Origin of the sequence: Streptomyces sp. NPDC046862 (assembly GCF_040704615.1) — a bacterium.
GTDB lineage: Bacteria > Actinomycetota > Actinomycetes > Streptomycetales > Streptomycetaceae > Streptomyces.
Genome location: NZ_JBEYXP010000047.1, coordinates 1 through 16,619 on the forward strand (window position 1 = coordinate 1; position 16,619 = coordinate 16,619).

Annotated in this window: 15 protein-coding genes; 9 read left to right on the forward strand and 6 right to left on the reverse strand. The window is 72.4% G+C overall.

The genetic code is table 11. The annotated features are described in order from the left end of the window. From AB0959_RS38660 to AB0959_RS38680, 5 genes are all read left to right on the forward strand, one after another. Positions 1-509, forward strand: a 509-nt coding sequence (locus tag AB0959_RS38660; protein WP_366831457.1) for a helix-turn-helix domain-containing protein, incomplete at its 5' end; no start/stop codon positions are given. 150 nt (positions 510-659) lie between these two features. Further along, positions 660-1,661, forward strand: coding sequence for a glycoside hydrolase family 43 protein (locus tag AB0959_RS38665; protein ID WP_366831529.1), 1,002 nt, complete (start codon positions 660-662; stop codon positions 1,659-1,661). A gap of 230 nt (positions 1,662-1,891) precedes the next feature. After that, positions 1,892-3,499: a serine/threonine-protein kinase gene (locus tag AB0959_RS38670; protein ID WP_366831458.1), complete on the forward strand. Its 1,608-nt coding sequence runs from the start codon at positions 1,892-1,894 to the stop codon at positions 3,497-3,499. Between the two features lie 89 nt (positions 3,500-3,588). Next, positions 3,589-3,765: a hypothetical protein gene (locus tag AB0959_RS38675; RefSeq protein ID WP_366831459.1), complete on the forward strand. Its 177-nt coding sequence runs from the start codon at positions 3,589-3,591 to the stop codon at positions 3,763-3,765. A gap of 238 nt (positions 3,766-4,003) precedes the next feature. Beyond that, the gene (locus AB0959_RS38680; protein WP_366831530.1) at positions 4,004-4,528 is read left to right on the forward strand and encodes a DUF6624 domain-containing protein; all 525 of its coding nucleotides are present in this window, start codon (positions 4,004-4,006) and stop codon (positions 4,526-4,528) included. Positions 4,529-4,557: 29 nt separating this feature from the next. Here AB0959_RS38680 and AB0959_RS38685 read toward each other — a convergent pair whose 3' ends face one another. The 6 genes from AB0959_RS38685 to AB0959_RS38710 all read right to left on the reverse strand — a co-directional run bounded on the left by AB0959_RS38685 (position 4,558) and on the right by AB0959_RS38710 (position 13,242). Beyond that, a complete protein-coding gene (locus AB0959_RS38685) occupies positions 4,558-5,349 on the reverse strand; it encodes a hypothetical protein (RefSeq protein ID WP_366831460.1) in 792 nt (263 codons plus the stop codon). Positions 5,350-5,652: 303 nt separating this feature from the next. Continuing rightward, positions 5,653-7,044 (reverse strand): aminotransferase class V-fold PLP-dependent enzyme, encoded by a 1,392-nt coding sequence (locus tag AB0959_RS38690; protein ID WP_366831531.1) that lies wholly within the window; start codon positions 7,042-7,044, stop codon positions 5,653-5,655. Between the two features lie 273 nt (positions 7,045-7,317). After that, complete coding sequence (locus AB0959_RS38695; RefSeq protein WP_366831461.1) at positions 7,318-8,883, reverse strand: HAMP domain-containing sensor histidine kinase; 1,566 nt, start codon at positions 8,881-8,883, stop codon at positions 7,318-7,320. Further along, positions 8,880-9,620, reverse strand: a complete 741-nt coding sequence (locus AB0959_RS38700) for a response regulator transcription factor (protein ID WP_366831462.1) — start codon at positions 9,618-9,620, stop codon at positions 8,880-8,882. Before AB0959_RS38700 ends, AB0959_RS38695 begins: the two co-directional genes overlap by 4 nt. Positions 9,621-9,675: 55 nt before the next feature. Further along, positions 9,676-11,931 (reverse strand): glycosyltransferase family 39 protein, encoded by a 2,256-nt coding sequence (locus tag AB0959_RS38705; RefSeq protein ID WP_366831463.1) that lies wholly within the window; start codon positions 11,929-11,931, stop codon positions 9,676-9,678. Positions 11,932-11,952: 21 nt separating this feature from the next. Next, the gene (locus AB0959_RS38710) at positions 11,953-13,242 is read right to left on the reverse strand and encodes a glycosyltransferase (RefSeq protein WP_366831464.1); all 1,290 of its coding nucleotides are present in this window, start codon (positions 13,240-13,242) and stop codon (positions 11,953-11,955) included. Positions 13,243-13,819: 577 nt separating this feature from the next. On the opposite strand from AB0959_RS38710, the gene AB0959_RS38715 reads away from it, so the two are divergent. The 4 genes from AB0959_RS38715 to AB0959_RS38730 all read left to right on the forward strand — a co-directional run bounded on the left by AB0959_RS38715 (position 13,820) and on the right by AB0959_RS38730 (position 16,574). Further along, complete coding sequence (locus AB0959_RS38715; RefSeq protein WP_107440887.1) at positions 13,820-13,930, forward strand: keywimysin-related RiPP; 111 nt, start codon at positions 13,820-13,822, stop codon at positions 13,928-13,930. A 26-nt stretch (positions 13,931-13,956) separates the two neighbouring features. Further along, positions 13,957-15,807: a lasso peptide isopeptide bond-forming cyclase gene (locus AB0959_RS38720; protein ID WP_366831465.1), complete on the forward strand. Its 1,851-nt coding sequence runs from the start codon at positions 13,957-13,959 to the stop codon at positions 15,805-15,807. A 78-nt stretch (positions 15,808-15,885) separates the two neighbouring features. Beyond that, positions 15,886-16,140, forward strand: a complete 255-nt coding sequence (locus AB0959_RS38725; protein WP_366831466.1) for a lasso peptide biosynthesis PqqD family chaperone — start codon at positions 15,886-15,888, stop codon at positions 16,138-16,140. Next, positions 16,137-16,574: a lasso peptide biosynthesis B2 protein gene (locus AB0959_RS38730; protein ID WP_366831467.1), complete on the forward strand. Its 438-nt coding sequence runs from the start codon at positions 16,137-16,139 to the stop codon at positions 16,572-16,574. The genes AB0959_RS38725 and AB0959_RS38730 overlap by 4 nt, the downstream gene beginning before the upstream one ends. Positions 16,575-16,619: the final 45 nt, after the last annotated feature.

Consider the following 16,619-nt stretch of genomic DNA (forward strand, 5'->3'; position numbering starts at 1 on the left):
TGCACATCGTGCGCACGGACCACGGCAACGAGGCGGCGGGCGCGCTGGCCCGGCGTCTGGTGGTCCCGCCGCGCCGCAGCGGCGGCCAGGAGCGCCACCTCGATGGGTCTTTACCGGAGGAGATCGGCGCCGACCCGCTCGCCGAGGTCGTCGCCTGGGCGCTGGAGCACCTCCACGAGCAGTTCGACGTGGAGATCCTCGCCGCGCGCGCTTACATGAGCCGCCGTACCTTCGACCGCCGGTTCCGCTCCCTCACCGGGAGCGCTCCCCTGCAGTGGCTGATCACCCAGCGCGTGCTGCAGGCCCAGCGTCTGCTGGAGACGTCGGACTACTCGGTGGACGAGGTCGCCGGGCGCTGCGGCTTCCGCTCACCCGTCGCCCTGCGCGGCCACTTCCGGGGTCAGATCGGCATGTCTCCCGCCGCGTACCGGGAGACGTATCGCTCCCGCCGCCCCGCGGAGAGCGGCGCTCCGCCCACCTCGTCGGGCCCGGACGACACGGAGGCCTGACGGAAGGCTCGAGGTAAGGCACGAGGGAAGGCACTACGGAAGGCACTACGGAGGGCACAGCCGAAGGCCGGCGTCGGCTGCCGCCGGCCTCCCGGCCGTTTCGCCGGCCTGCCGTCCACGTATTCTTCGACCGTGGCTGACACCGAGCTGATGCGGCTGCCCGACATGCCGCTGCACGATCCCTTCGTCGTCGCCGACAAGAGGACCGGTACCTACTTCCTCTACACGTCCAACGACCCGTCCGTGTCGGGCGTGGACGGCACCGGCACGATGGTCTACCGCAGCCACGACCTGCGCGACTGGACGCGCCCCGTCGTGGTCTTCCGGGCCGGCGACCAGCCGGGAATCTGGGCGACGGACGGCGGCTGGGCCCCTGAGGTGCACGAACGGGACGGTAGGTACTACCTGTTCACCACACTGCACGACCAGCACAAACCGCTGCCGGTACCGCCTCCCGGCCCGTGGGGCACACCGTTCGGGACAGCCACCCACATGCGCGGCACGATCACGGCCGTGGCCGACTCACCACTGGGCCCCTTCACCGTCGTCGACCCCTCACGCCCCACCCCGCCCGAGAACCTCATGACCCTCGACGGCACGCTCTACGTCGACCCGTCCGGGCAGCCCTGGATGGTGTACGCACACGAGTGGCTGCAGACCATCGACGGAACCATGGAGGCGATCCGGCTCTCCGCGGACCTGTCGGGGACCGTCGGCGCCCCGGTGCTGCTGTTCAAGGCCTCGGACGCGCCCTGGCTCAGCGAGCAGATCCCCGGCGGGGTGCCGCACCAGCTCCCGCCCTACGTCACCGACGGCCCTCAGCTGTACCCCACCCCCGACGGATCCCTGCTCATGCTGTGGTCGACGTACGAGAAGAACGTGGTCGGCCAGGACGGCACCCTCGGCGGTGGCTATGTGCAGACCTACGCCGTCTCGACGTCCGGCGACATCAAGGGGCCGTGGCGGCAGCAGCGGCCCCTGGTCCGGAACGACAGCGGTCACGGCATGCTGTTCCACACCTTCGAGGGCCGGCTCATGATGATCCTCCACCGTCCCTTCGAGAACGCGCGGGGGAAGCTGTACGAGATGCGGCTCCTCGGCCACGAGCTACGGGTGCTCCGCCAGTGCACCGACCTCGACGGCGGCGGATGACGCGCCCCTGTGCCGACGTCGGGCTCCCTGGGCCCAGCCGCGTCGCGAAGTGATGTGATTCACGAAAGCACATGTCCCCGTCGGCCCCACCCGGCCCACGACGGGGCGGACGGACCGGCGGGCCGGCGGACCGGGCCCGGTTCCCCGCCGGAGCCGCGCGCCGCAGCGGTTATGGTGACGACGGCAGCCAAGGGCGTCACACAGCAGGCACAGGTAGCGGAGGGCACACGGTGTCGGACGAGGGACGGCTCATCGCCGGGCGCTACCGGCTCACCGAGCTGATCGGCCGCGGCGGCATGGGTATGGTGTGGCGCGCCGAGGACGGGGTGCTGGGCCGCCAGGTCGCACTGAAGCAGTTGCACATGCATCCGCATCTGTCCTCCGACGACCTCGCCACCCTGTACGAACGGACGCGGCGCGAGGCGCGCAGCGCGGCCAGTGTCACGCACCCCAACGTGATCGTCGTGCACGACGTCGTGGAGGACGACGGGCGGCCCTGCATCGTGATGGAGTACGTCCCCGGCAGCACGCTGGACGATCTCCTCCGCGGCGGCGGGACCGTGGCGCCCGGGGAGGCCGCCCGCATCGGCCTGGGCATGGTCGCCGCCCTCCGTGCCGCGCACGCCGCCGGCGTCCTGCATCGCGACGTCAAGCCGGGCAACGTTCTGCTCGGCGCCGAGGACCGGGTGGTGCTCACGGACTTCGGCATCGCGATGACGTCCGGCACGTCCACGCTCACCAAGACCGGCGAGATGGTCGGCTCGATCGACTACATGGCGCCGGAGCGCATGCGCGGGCAGCAGCCCGGCCCGGCCTCGGACCTGTGGTCGCTGGGCGCCGCGCTGTACCAGGCGGTCGAGGGGCGGCCGCCGTTCCGCAGGGACACGGCGGTGGAGACCGCGTACGCCGTCGTCGTCGATCCGCTGGAGCCGATGCGGCGAGCCGGGCCGCTGGAGCCCCTCATCGAGGCCCTCCTGAGCAAGGACCCCGACGAGCGGCCCTCCGCGGAGCAGACGGAACGAGCCCTGCACGCGGCGCGCTCGGGCGCGTCGACGTCGGTACTGCCCAGGGCCTCCGCGTCCGCCTCGACCGGCCGGTCCGCCTCAGTGGGCCGGTCCGCGACGAGCGATCGGCATACGGGGGTGCCCGGACACGGCCCCAGCGGCGCGAGGGGCTCGGAGCCGGTCCCGGCATCGTCCCCCTCCCGAGGTGGCGGGCGCGTCCGCGCGCGGCGCCCGCGCCGCGCGGGCCTCGCGGTGACGGCGGTCGTGGCGGTGGCCGTGACCGCGGGAGCCTCGTTCTACGCGCTCACGCGTCGCGGCCCGGACACCACCACCGGTTCCCACGGCGGTACCCCACGTCCCACCGCGTCGTCGCCCGGGCCCTCCTCGGCGCCCAAGGGCTACCGGCTGGTCCGGGACGCGCTGCTCGGAGTCTCCTTCCCCGTGCCGGACGACTGGAAGGTCGGCGAGCGGACCCCCGACGAGGTCACGTACGCCGACCCGTCCGGCCTGGCGGGCATCACGATCGGCACCGTGGCCCCCGCGGGAAAGAATCCTGTGACCCACTTCTACGACATCGAGGACAACACGAAGGACAACTACCCGACGTACCGCCGGCTGCGCATGCAGCAGACCAGCTTCCGCGGGCAGCCCGCGGCGGTGTGGGAGTTCACCTTCCAGGGACGCGCCCGCCTCTTCCGTGCCATCGACCTCGGCTACGGCAGGGAAGGCGGCCGGGAGTACGACATCTACCTCTCCGCACCCGCCGCGGACTGGAGTACCTACCGCCCCGCCTTCGACCAGGTCAGGGACGGATTCACCCCGACGCCCAGCTGAGCCGGGCCACCGGCGTCCTCCGCCGCCGCTCTCGCCTCGCCGCCGCTCCGGGAGGAGCATGGGAGAGGAGCGAACAAGGGAGGCCCGCCATGAAGACCGGAGCCTCGGACGAGGACCGCTGGCTGTACTCGCACACGCCCTCCCAGGCCGAGGGCGAGCGCGACGAACCGGCCGAGCGCACAGCCGTGGAGCAGCATCCGGACGTCCCCCGGACCGAGCCGTCCCAGGCGGAGGGCGAACGAACGGACGACACCCGGACCCCATGACCCCCGACGAATGATCAGTGAACGGTGCCCGCATCAGAGCCCCGGCGCGGTGCGCTCTCGCTTGCGCCATGCTCCGGGGCGGCACCGTCGCGGCCGGCCGGCCCCGGCTCCAGGGGTGGTTCCAGTATCCCCGCGCCGGAGCAGGGCTGTCACCGTTCCCGCGAATGATCTTTGTGGCCAGGGGCGCCTCTAGGGTTGCGGCATGTCCCTCGACAGCGAGCCGACCCTGGAGTTGACGATGGCATCGGACAAGGCCGCCGCATCGGACATGGCCGCGCTGGCGGCGGAGCTCGAGCGCATGGCCGCGGCGGATCACCAGGTCGCGAGCCGCGGGCACAGCGACGATCCGGCCGAGCAGCTCGTGTGGCGGCGCCTGACCACCCGGCACGGAGACCGCTTACAGCAGATCATGGACGAACACGGCTGGCCCACCGCCGACCTGGTCGGCGAGGACGCCGCACGGGCGGCCTGGCTGATCGCGCAGCACGCGGACCGGCAACTGGGGGTGCAGCGACGCGCGCTCCACCTGCTCGAGGAAGCCGTGGCGGCGGGCAGGGCCGGACTCCGCGAGCTGGCCTTCCTGCGCGATCGCACGCTGGTCAACGACGGCCGCAAGCAGATCTACGGCACCCAGATCGCGGGCGTGAGGGACGGGTCGCCCATCCCGTGGCCGTGCGAGGAGCCCGAGCGCGTGGACGAACGGCGTGCGGAGGCCGGCATCGAACCCTTCGACGAGTACGTCGCCAGGTTCGCGACCCCCTGAGGCGCACGCGCTCACCGCCTCGGACGGGCTCAGTCACCCTTCCTGGTGCTCTCGCTCGGCAGGAGCGTCCGGCGGGCCCAGAGGCCCAGCAGGACCGTCGCCCCGACGAAGAGCGGTACCGGGTCGCGGGCCAGAGGGGCCAGCGCGTATCCCAGAGCCATGACGGTGAAGACGACCAGGGGGACGAACGCGGCGGCGCCCTCCATGCCCAACCGCAGTGCCGACCGGCCGGCGCCCAGGACACTCGCGCCACCGGGCACCCAGGGGCCGGCGGCGACCACCAGCAGGCCCGCCGTGTTGAAGGCACCGGCCAGTTGCCCGGACGTCTCCTCGGAGAGGTCCGGGCCGGCTCCCCACAGTCGCAGCGTGTCGCCGACCAGTGTGAGGGACAGCCCGACGACCGCCACCCACAAAGTGGCGCGGTGGTCGTCCCGTACCTGACGGCGCAGCGCGAACAGAAAACTGAGGAACACGACTTCGGCGGCCCACAGGGCGCCCACCATTCCAGCGCCCAGCCGCCAGCCGTCACCGGGGCCCCGCAGCAGTACCCATCCGGTCATGAACACGGATCCGGCGGTGACGACGCCGTCGAGCACGCGCCGCAGCCACATGCGCCGCCCCGTACCGGCGTCGGCCGCGACCACGAGACCCGCCATCCCCAGGCCGACCGTCACCGTCACTCCGACGACCACCACCGAACCGAGCAACGACCGCACGTCCAGGCCCCATACGGAGGGGTGAGCGGGCATCACGTCGACCGCGGCCCGGTACACACCTCCCGCGGCCGCGGAGCCCGCCATCAGCAGCAGGCGCGTCCGCACCCGCCCGCTCACCCCCGACGCGCGGAGCGCCAAGGAGACCGTCAACGCCCAGCAGCCGACAGCCGGCCCGATCCCCGTCAAGCGCGCCGCCCAACTCCGGACCGCCCACCACCCGGTGACAGTGAGCGCTGTACCAACAACATGAGGTGTGCCTTTCAACCGGCACCCGCCCGCAGGACCACCCTGCGACCGCCGGATCCGTCCGAGACGGTAAAGGACTCACCGCCGGCGACGAACGGGAAAGTCGGCTGATTCACCCGTACTGCGTAAGGGAAGATCGGCGGAACGTCTCGGCGGCCCTCCTCAGCAGCCCACTCGCGCGGTCAGCCCCGCCGTGCGCGGGACCTGGTCCCGGTAGGTCTCCGCCACGAACGACAGGAACGTCTCGACATCCTTGGGCTGGGAAGCCAGGCCCAGGGAGACACGGACGGCGCCGGCCGAGGGCAGCCCCAGGACCTCCAAGTAGGCATCCATGGAGGCGAGTTCCCTGCGCGCCGCCGCGCGCAGCCGGCGCAGTGACAGAGAGAACGCCGCCTCGCCCGCGCCCGGGTTGCAGAAGCAGCCCGTGCGCAGCGAGACACCGCGCCGGGCGCTGTCGCGCGTGACGATCCGCTCGTCGACGATCCCGCCGTCCGCGCCCAACAGGTTCAACGCGACCGTTCCCCCGCGCGCCGCGATGCTGTCCGGGCCGTACACCCTCACCATCGGTGATCCGTCGCTGTGCCGCAGCGCGCGCAGACCGGTCAGGAGGAGGCCGGTGAGCCGGGTGACATGGGTGTGGACGCGGTCCATGCCGATGCCGTTGATCCAGTCGAGTCCGGCCGCCACGTCCGGCACGGACAGGAAGTTGACCGTGCCGTCCTCGAAGGCCGCCTCGTCGTCGGCGAGGACGTGCCACTCCGCCTGGGCGCTGGCCGCGTGGATCGTACCGCCGGAGAACCAGGGCCGCCGCAGCCGGGCGAGCGCCTCCCTGCGGGCGATCAGGCTGCCGACTCCGGTGGGGTGGCCCAGGACCTTGTACCAGCTGACCGCGGTGAAGTCGGGGTGGAACCGGCTCAGGTCCAGGGTGTTGGTGGGGACGAAGGCGGCCGCGTCGAGCAGTACGTCGTAGCCGTGCGCGTGGGCCTGCTCGATCCACTCCAGCGGGTGCTGTACGCCGGTGAAGTTGCTCTGCGCCGGGTAGGCGAGCAGCCCCTGGGGGCGTCGGTGCCCATGGCCGCGTGCGGTGAGCGTGTCCGTCAGCCGTTCCTCGTCGATCCGCAGGTCGGGGCCGTGCACGGGCACGTACGCCGTGGTCGCGCCCTTGGCCCGGGCGTACTCCCGCAGTCCGTTGACGGAGTTGTGGTTGTCCAGCGACATCACGAGTCTGCCGCGCGGCGTGAACGGGTAGGCCTCGCCGACCAGTCGCAGGGCTCCGGTCGCGTTGGGCGTGAAGATCACCGCGTATTCGCCGGGGTCGGCGTTGAAGTGCCGGAGCACCGCGCGGCGCGCCTCGGCGAGCAGTTCTCCCGACGCGCGGGAGGCCGGGCTCTCGGAGTGCGGGTTGCCGTAACAGCCTCCGGCGATCCGCTCCGCGCTCGCGGTGACGAGCGAGCGCGGGGGTAACCCGGTGCCGGTGTGGTCCAGGTAGACGTGCCCGCCTTCGTCGAGGTAGCCGAACTCCCTCGCCCGTAACCCGGCGAACGACTCCGCCAGGTCGCCGGCTTCTTCAGGGGCGTGCGCGGCGGGTTGCGTCCCGCGGCCGCGGGCCTGGTCGGTGGCGCGTATGTGGCTGCTGGTCCGTGCCTTCTCCACAGCTCTCCCTCCGGTCGACCGGTCCGGCCCCCAGTGCTGTGCGCGGACGCGGCTTCCCTTCATCCTCCGGCTCCGGCGCGCCTGGTCGTACACGCTGTCGAGACAATCACCGGCCGGAGCGGCAGCGTTCCGGGCACACGTCACTTCTGGGATCAGGCGCCCCACCTGCCCCTGTCACTCCGGCGGTTCGCCGGGCAGTACGAGGCGGAAGGTGCAGCCCTCGCCGGGTGCGGTGTCGAGTTCCAGGCGCCCGCCGTGTCCCTCGGCGATGGTGGCCGCGATGGCGAGGCCCAGTCCGCTGCCGCCGCGGGCACGGGAGCGGGAGGGGTCGGCCCGGTAGAACCGCTCGAACACGTGGGCGGCGTCATGCGGGCTCAGGCCGGGCCCTTCGTCGGACACTTCCACGACGCTCACCGCCGTGCCCTCGGGCAGGGGCGGTGAGGCGCTGGTGCGCCCCGGCCGCTCGGATCCGCCGGCCGCGCCGCTGCGGGCGGTGCCGACCCGGACGTGGACAGCGGTACCCGGCGGGGTGTGGGTCCTCGCGTTCGACAGCAGGTTCTCGATGATCTGGCGGAGGCGGTGCGGGTCGCCCATGGTCTCGACCAGTTCCAGTTCGTCGGTGCGTGCTTCCGGCTCGTCCGTGCGTGCTACTGGCTCGTCCGTGCCCCGGGGGTTCTCCGGGGCACGCACGGGGCCGAGATCGACCGGGTGCGTGCTGTCGTGCAGGGCCGCCGCGCTGACGGCGTCCGCCGCCAGCGACAGCAGATCCACCGGTTCGTACCGGTAGGAGGGTTCCTTGTCCAAGGAGGCGAGCAACTGCAGGTCGTCGACCAGCAGACGCATGCGCTCCGCGTTCTGGGCGATGATCCGGTCCGCTTCCCGGCGTTCGCCCGCCGAGCGCCGTTCGGGACGCAGCGCCAGCTCCGCGTAGCCCTGGATCGCGGTGAGCGGGGTGCGCAGTTCGTGCCCGGCGTCGGCGACGAAGCGCCGCATCCGCGCCTCCGAGGCCTCCCTCTCCTGAAGCGCCCGCTGCAGCCGGTCGAGCATGGTGTTGAGGACCCGGCCGAGCCGTCCGATCTCGGTGCGGGCGTCGGTGTCCGTCAACCGCAGGCCGAGGTCGCCGGCGGTGATCTCCTCGGCGGTGCGCTCCATACGGGTCAGCGGGAGCAGCCCCAGGCGGACCACCCAGCGCCCCACGGCGATCAGCGCGGCGACCGCGACGCCCAGCACGACCGCGTCCAGCCACAGGAGTCTGGACAGGGCGCCGTCGACGGTGTCCAGCGGCAGGGCGACCACGGCGTTCATGCCGTCCGGCCCGGCGTACCGGACCACTCTCCAGCTCCCGTCGCCGTCTTCGGCGGAGACGGTCTCCGGGCGCCCGTAGCGCATCGCGAGGCCGTCGGCGGAGTCCGGCAGCCGAGGGGCCGCCTTGCGCCCCGCGCCCATGGAACGCTGCAGTCGCCTGCCCGTCGAGTCGTAGAAGTAGACGCGGAAGTCCGAGGGCAGCACGCTCGGGCGCTGCATCGCGTCGGGAAGGTCGTCGCGGAGCACGTCGGCGTAGAGGGGCGCCGGTGGGTGGAAGTCGGCGAGCTGCTGGTCGACCCGGTCCAGCAACCACGAGCGCAGCACCACCGAGCCGATCGCCTGCGAGGCCAGCACCGCCACGGCGGCCAGGACCGTGACCCCGACGACGAGCCGCCGTCGCAGTGCTCGCGGGGGACGCGGCAGGAGCCCTCTCACCGGTCGCCCGTCCCGGTCCGGTCGCGGGGCAGCCGCAGGCAGTAGCCGACGCCTCGTACGGTGTGGATGAGCGGCGGGTCGAAGCGGTCGATCTTCTTGCGCAGGTACTTGATGTAGGTCTCGACGATGCGCGCGTCGCCTGCGAAGTCGTAGCTCCACACGTGGTTGAGGATCTGGACCTTGCTCACCACCCGTGTGGCGTTCTCCATGAGATAGCCCAGCAGCTTGAACTCGGTCGGCGACAGCGGGATGTACTCGCCGGCGCGGTGCAGTTCGTGGGCGTTCTCGTCCAGTTCCAGGTCGGCGTAGCTCAGCACGCGTTCCGTGGAGGACGGCGGGGGCGCGGCGCCGGTGCGGCGGAGGATGGCCTCGATGCGCAACAGCACCTCCTCGATGCTGAAGGGCTTGGGCACGTAGTCGTCCCCGCCGACGCTGAGGCCGGTCAACCGGTCGTCGAGGCCCGTGCGGGCGGTCAGGAACAGCACGGGTACGTCGTTTCCCGCCGCCCGCAGCCTGCGGGTCACCTCGAATCCGTTCAGGTCCGGCAGCGTCACGTCCAGCAGCACCAGGTCCGGTGCCGCGCGCTCGGCCTCCACGAGGGCCGCCTGTCCCGTGTCGGCGCTGTTCACGTCGTACCCGGTGAGGCGGAGGGTGGACTCCAGCAGGGTGCGGATGCTGGGTTCGTCCTCCACCACGAGAAGCCTGCGCCGGGGCTTGTCCGCGGCCCGCTCGGTCATGACGCCGGTCCGTCCGTTCTGTGCTGGGTGTCGTGCGTACGGGCTGCCCCGGGGCTCATTGTGCGGCGCAGTCGTAAAGGACGTTGGCGCCGAATCCCATCATCCCGCTGTTCTGCTGCGACGACGTGCCGCCGTACTTGGAGGCGGGCACCTCGGTGCAGTTCTTCGAGATCCAGTCGGAGCGCTGCTGCGAAGGACCGCCGGACACGCCGGGGAAGCCGCCGCCCGAGTCCGAACCCAAGATGTAACGCAGTTGGCCGTCCTCGGTCCACTTCTCCAGTTGGGCCACCGAGGGCGCGTTGTCCGAGCCGGTGAAGCCGCCCATGCCGATGACCGTCTCGTCGCTGCCGAGAATGAACGTGCCGGCGGACATGGCACCGCCCTCCACGGCGAGCTTGATCCGTGCCTTCGGCGCCTGCTCGACCACGTAGTTCAGGATCTTGCGCTGGTTGCCCGTCAGCTCCGCACCGCCGCCGAACGCGCCGGCTCCGCGGGCACGCGAGCCTCCAGGAGCTCCGCCGGAGCCATTGCCGGGGAAGGAGGGCATCCCCCGGCTGCCGGAACCCGAACCGGAACCGTCAGGCGCACCGGGCATTCCGCCCTGCCCCTCTCCCGGCATGCCGTTGGGCGTACCTGAGGGCATCCCACCCGACGGAAGCTCACCGGACTGCCCCGACCCCGAGCCACCGGGGAAACCGGGCATGCCCGAGGGCGTTCCGGACGGCATGCCCGAGGGCTGGTTCCCGCCACCGGAGCCAGGAAGGCGCATGCCTCCTCCCCCGAATCCCAGGACCGCCGGTCCCGCGGTCGGGTTGGCTCCGCCCATCGCGCTGGTCGATCCGGGCACGCTCACCGCCCACGCACCCGGCGCCACCAGGACCGCGGCCACCGCGGCCCCGGCCGCCACCGCAGGCAGTCCACGGCGGCCGGTGCGCCGGGCGAGCAGCAGGAGGGCGATCGCGACGCATCCGGCCAGCAGCACCGGCCACACCAGCCAGCCGTTCCAGTCCGGGGTACGGCGGACGAGCGTCGCGGCCCACACGGCGCTCACCGCCACGGCGGCGGCTCCCACCCAAAGCGTCCAGCGCAGCCCCGCGCGGTGGACCCGGACGAGGGCGGCAAGCAGACCACCGCACAGGGCGGCGATCGCCGGGCCCAACTGGGTCGTGTAGTAGGGGTGGAAGATGCCCTGCTGGGTGGAGAACACGGCCGCGCAGACCACCAGCCAGGTCCCCCACAGCAGCCAGCCCGAGGCGGGCAGGACGGCGGAGTCGGGCAGCCCGCCCCGGCGCCGCAGCACCGCGCAGACCACCGCGACCGCCAGAGCGACGGCGCAGGCGGGCAGCAGCCAGCTGATCTGACCGCCCACCTGGTCGTTGAACAGGCGCCCGAGGCCGGCGGCTCCGCCGAACGAGATACCGCCGCCCATCGGGCCCTGGCCCCCGCTGTCCGAGCCGAAGACCCGGCCGAGCCCGTTGTAGCCGACCACGAGGTCCCAGGCCGAGCCGTCCTCGCTGCCCCCGATGTAGGGGCGGTCGGCGGGCCACAGGGCCACCATCGCGACCCACCACAGGGAGGACGCCGCCAGGACGGCTCCCGCGCCCAGCAGCCGCCCGACTCGCGGGATCCAGGCGCCGCTTCCTGCCACGAGCCAGGCGACGGCGAAGGCCGGGACGACCATCCAGGCGGCGAGCATCTTGGTGAGGAACCCGCACCCGATCAGGAAGCCGCTCGCACAGAGCCACCAGGTCGCGGCCCTGCCCTCGGCCCGCAGCGCCCGCGTGAGCGCGTACGCGGCCGACACCAGGAACAGGACGAGCAGGGTGTCGGGGTTGTTGTCCCGGTTGATCGCCACGGTGATGGGCGTCAGGGTGAACACCAGCGCGGCGGTCAGCGCCGCGCCCTCCCCCGCCCAGCGCCGCACGGTGCGGTGCAGGACGAGGACTGCGGCCACGCCCTCGATCACCTGCGGCAGGATCATCGCCCAGCCGTGCAGCCCGAAGATCTTGGTGCTGATCACCTGCGGCCACAGGGCGGCCGGCGGCTTGTCGACCGTGACGACCCCGGCCGGATCGTAGGAACCGAAGAGGAAGTTGGTCCAGCTCTGCCCCATCGACTTCACGGCGGCCGAGTAGTAGCTGTTGGCCCAGCCGAGCGAGCCGAGCGCCCAGCCGTGGAGCAGGGCTGCCAGGACGAGGATCAGACCGAGGGCGGCGGGCGCCGACCAGGCGGGCAGGGAACGACCCGCCGGATGCGGGTTCCCGTCGTGCTCCGAGGTCACGACGGACAGAGTGTGCGCGGAGTTGCTCATGAGGAAGGGAGTTCGCTCTCGTCAGGACCTGTGGGGGGCACAGCCGCGGAAGACGGCGGAGCGCAGCACGGTGAACCGCACGACGGTGACCATGACGGAGGCCGCTGCCAGCACGGCGGTCTCCGCGGCCGGTGAGGCGCCGGGATCGGCGTGCCGGAACCAGAGCACGGCACCGGAGGTGACCAGGTAGCCGAGGACGAACAGGCCGCCCGCCCCGAGGTGCGCCCGCGCCGGCCGGACGGTGGAGTGCCGGAAGGTCAGCCGGCGGTTCGCCTCGGTGTTCAGCAGCGTGAGGACGAGCAGGGAGACCAGGTTGGCGAGGGCGGGCGGCCACCAGCCGCGCAGCAGCCAGTACAGCAGGGCCTGCCCCGCGGTGGAGGCGACACCGATCGCCGCGAAGCAGACGACCTCCCAGGACAGCCCCGAGCGCCGGGAGGAGGGTGCGAGGACCGCGTCCGGGTGCTCGGCCGCCGGTGCCGGACGGCGCGGCAGGTCGACCCGGGCGTCACCGGACGACTTCAGCCGCGCCATGCGCCACAGGCCCCGCAGGTCCTCGGTCGCCGTACTCACCACGTCCACGCGGGTGTCGACGTCCTCGACCCAGTCGACCGGCACCTCGTGGACGCGCAGTCCGTTGTGCTCGGCGAGCAGCAGCAACTCGGTGTCGAAGAACCACGCCTCGTCACGGGTCACCCGCAGCAGCGGCCGGAGCACCTCCGTACGGGCGGCCTTGAAACCGCACTGGGCGTCGGTGAAGCGCGCCCCGTGCGTGAGCCTGATGATCGCGTTGTAGCAGCGGGAGACGAACTCGCGGCGCGGTCCGCGGACCGTCCGCGCACCGGGGGCCAGCCGGCTGCCTATGGCGATGTCCGAATGACCGCTGGCCAGTGGGGCGATCAGGGGGAGCAGACCGTCCAGGCCGGTGGACAGGTCGACATCCATGTACGCCACGATGTCCGCCTCGCTCGCGCCCCAGACCGTGCGCAGGGCCAGGCCGCGGCCCTTGCGGTCCAGGTGCACGACTCCGACGCCGGGCAGCTCCTCGGCGAGGCGGTGGGCCACTTCGAGCGTCCGGTCCGTGCTGGCGTTGTCCACGACGGTGATCCGCCAGGGGAAGGGGAAGCCGTCGGACAGGCGGGCGTGGAGCGTCCGCAGGCAGCCCGGCAGGGCGCGCTCCTCGTTGTAGACGGGGACGACGATGTCCACGGTGGCCGTACCGGAGCCTTCGAGTGCGGAACCCGTGGCGGGGCGGAAGGGGGCCGGATGCCCCACGTGAAGGCCGGAGGTGGTCATGTGGGGGGACGCAGTCATGGCTTCCTTGGGCGTGAGGGGACGACGGACAGCGGCTCCTTGAGCCCTGGTCGAGGGCCGGCGCCCCACTGTTGCCGTCTCCCCTGTGCGGACCGGGGGAGGAAGCAGGGAACTGACGGGGAGTCAGGTGCGAAGTCGGCCGGGCGGCGCGAGACGGTGTCCGGCGAGGGCGCGAGAAGTCCGGTCATCACGAAGGCGCACGGAAGGCGCACGATTCGACAGCCCGGCACGTCATTCGGGTCCTGCGGCCACCGCAGAAAGGGAGCACGCCCACGGCGTGAAATGCGCCCCGGCGGCGCCCTCCCGTGTCCGCCGGCGGCCGGGTCCAGCAGAGACTCCGAGGGGCATAAAGACACACGCCGGAACGCCTTTTCGCACATCCGCACAATCGGGTCGCGATAATTCATTTCTTTACGACCACGGCAAAAGAAGGGGAATCCTCCCGCAAAAGATCTACCTGTTCATATGATCCGAGTTTCCTGAGGGGCCTTGTCCTGAGCTCACCTCCTGCAGCTATCTGGGTGCTGCTCCGAATTCCTCGGAGCGGTCGAGAAACCCGCACACGTAAGGAGTGGCCATGAAGAAGGCATACGAGGCGCCGACCCTGGTCCGGCTCGGTACGTTCCGGAAGGAGACGGGGCTCCTTCAGCGCAACGGCCGCGACCGGCTGATCCTGAGCAAGAACTGACGACCGACGGTTCCTGACCCGACGTCATGAGTGAACTGCACGAAAGTGCGGGGACGGGCCCCGGCGACGCGCACTTCGCGGTCTTTCCCGACCGCGCGGACGCGGCCGCCGTGGCCCGCTCCTTCGCCCGCCCCGGAAGCCGGACCCTCGCACACGCGTCGGGCCGGCCCTGGCTGGTCGGCCAGTGGCACGACGACGAGATCGTGACGGCGACCGCCGCCGGCACCGCCGTCGCCGTCGTCGGCTGCTGCCCGATCGACGCCGACGAACTACGGCGCCGGACCGCACGACTGCGCGACCTCGCGGAGCTCGACGCACTGGCCCGTTCCCTCCCCGGCAGCTTCCACCTCCTCTGCTCCCTCGACCAGCAGCTCAGGGTGCAGGGCACTGCCTCCGGCCTGCGACTGGTCTTCCACGCGGAGATCGACGGCGTACGGGTGGCCGCCACCCGTGCCGACACGCTCGCCGCGGCCCTCGGCCACGCCCCGGACGTGACGGAGCTGGCCGTACGGCTGCTGTGGCCCGCCCCGTATCCGCTGTTCGAGACGTCCCTGTGGCGCGCGGTCACCGCCGTGCCCCCGCAGGACGCCCTGGTCGTCGGCGCGTGTGGGCGCACCGTTCGGCACACCCGGTGGTGGACGCCGCCCGAACCGGTCCGCTCCCTCGCCGAATCCGCGCCCCTGATCCGCGAGGCCCTGGAGGAGGCCGTCGGCGCCCGCACCCGGCAGGGCGGCGTGGTGAGCTGCGACCTGTCCGGCGGTCTGGACTCGACCTCGGTCTGCTTCCTGGCCGACCGCTCCCCCGCCCGCGTGGTGGCCAGTACGTGGCCCGGGCGCGATCCGGCGGACACGGACCTGTACTGGGCCGAGCAGGCGGCCAAGCACCTCCCGGACGTCGAGCACGTCGTCTGGGACGCCGACGCCTCGCCCCTTGTCTACGAGGATCTGCTCGGCATCGACGACCTCCTCGACGAGCCCACCATCGGCGTCATGGACCGCTCCCGGGTCCTGCACCACCTGCCCGCCCTCGCCGCGCGCGGCAGCCGGCTGCACCTCACCGGCATCGGCGGCGACCACGTGGCCTGGTGCTCCGAGGCGTACGTCCACCGGCTGCTGCGCACCCGTCCGCTGTTCGCGCTGCGCCAGTTGCGCGGGTTCCGGGCGCTGTGGCGGTGGCCGCTCGGCGGCACGGTCCGCGCGCTGGCCGACTCCCGCCCGTACGGGAAGTGGCTCGCCGACGCCGCCGACCACTTGCGCGGGCCGTTGCCCCCGTCCGTCGCCACGGGTCTCGGCTGGGGCATGGCACCGCGCCTGTTCGACTGGGTGACCCCCGAGGCCGAACGGATGGCCCGCCGGACGCTGCGCGAGGCCGCGGTGACGGCCGCACCGCTGCATCCGGACCGTGGCCTGCACACCGATCTGGAGCAGATCCGGTCGTGCACCCGCGTCATCCGGCAGTGGGACCGGATGGCGGCCCGCGCCGGCCTCGCGATGGCCTCACCCTTCCTCGACGACCGCGTCATCGAAGCGTGTCTCGCCGTACGCCCGAGCGAGCGGGTCACGCCCTGGCAGTACAAGCCGGTCCTGACCGCGGCCATGCGCGGGATCGTGCCCGAGACCTGCCTGCGGCGGGCCAACAAGGCGACGGCTTCCATGGACGCCTCCAACGGACTGCGGGAACACCGCGCCGACCTGCAGGCCCTGTGGGAGGACTCGCGGCTGGAGGACCTGGGGCTGGTGAACGGCGCCGAACTGCGCCGCCTCGCCCAGCGCCCAGCCTCCCCCGGCCTGACGGACGCGATCCTCTACTCCACCATCGCCGCCGAGGTGTGGCTGCGGGGGCTCTCCCGCCGCCCGACCCGCGTCCCGCCTCCTTGAGCCCCTGCGCCTCTGCGTCCTCGAGTCCCTGGGTCCCTGAGTCCTTGACCACAGCCACCACGTCAGAAAGGCCCTCCTATGACACTGCGGTTCGGCGACAACGTCTCCACGGCCGAGACCGACTACGGCACCGTGCTCCTGGACGAACGGGCGGGCGCCTACTGGGAGTTGAACCCGACCGCCACCCTGGTGGTGCGCACGCTCCTCGACGGCGGCGAGGAGACGGACGCGGCCGCCGCCCTGGTCCGCGAGTTCGACATCGACCGGACGCAGGCCCTGAAGGACGTCGAGGAACTCGTGCGCCAACTGCGCGGCTCGGGGCTGGCCTCATGACGACGCCGAGCGCGCTGGAACGCCCCACCGGTGTTCCCCTGGCCCGGCGCCTGGCCGCCCGACTCGTCCTCCTGCCCGCCATCGGCCTCGCCCTCCTGCCGCCCCGCCGCATCCGCGCCGTACTCGGCCTCCTGAGCCGCGGGGCGGCACCGGCCACCCGCGCACAGGCCCAGAGCGCGCGCGACGCGATGTGCGCCACCAGCCTGCGCTGCGCCGGACCGAAGGGGTGCCTGCCGCGCTCTTTGGGGGCGGCGCTGCTGTGCAGACTCGCGGGAACGTGGCCGACCTGGTGCACCGGGGTACGCGTCGTCCCGCCCTTCACCGCGCACGCCTGGATCGAGGCGGAAGGCGGCCCCGTGGGCGAGGGCGTGCCGGACGGCTACTTCGCGCCGTTGCTGGCCGTCGCACCACAGCCACGGCCGACGGACCGATGACCGCGGCGGCGGTGCCGGCCGACGGACCGGCGACCGGCGCCACGG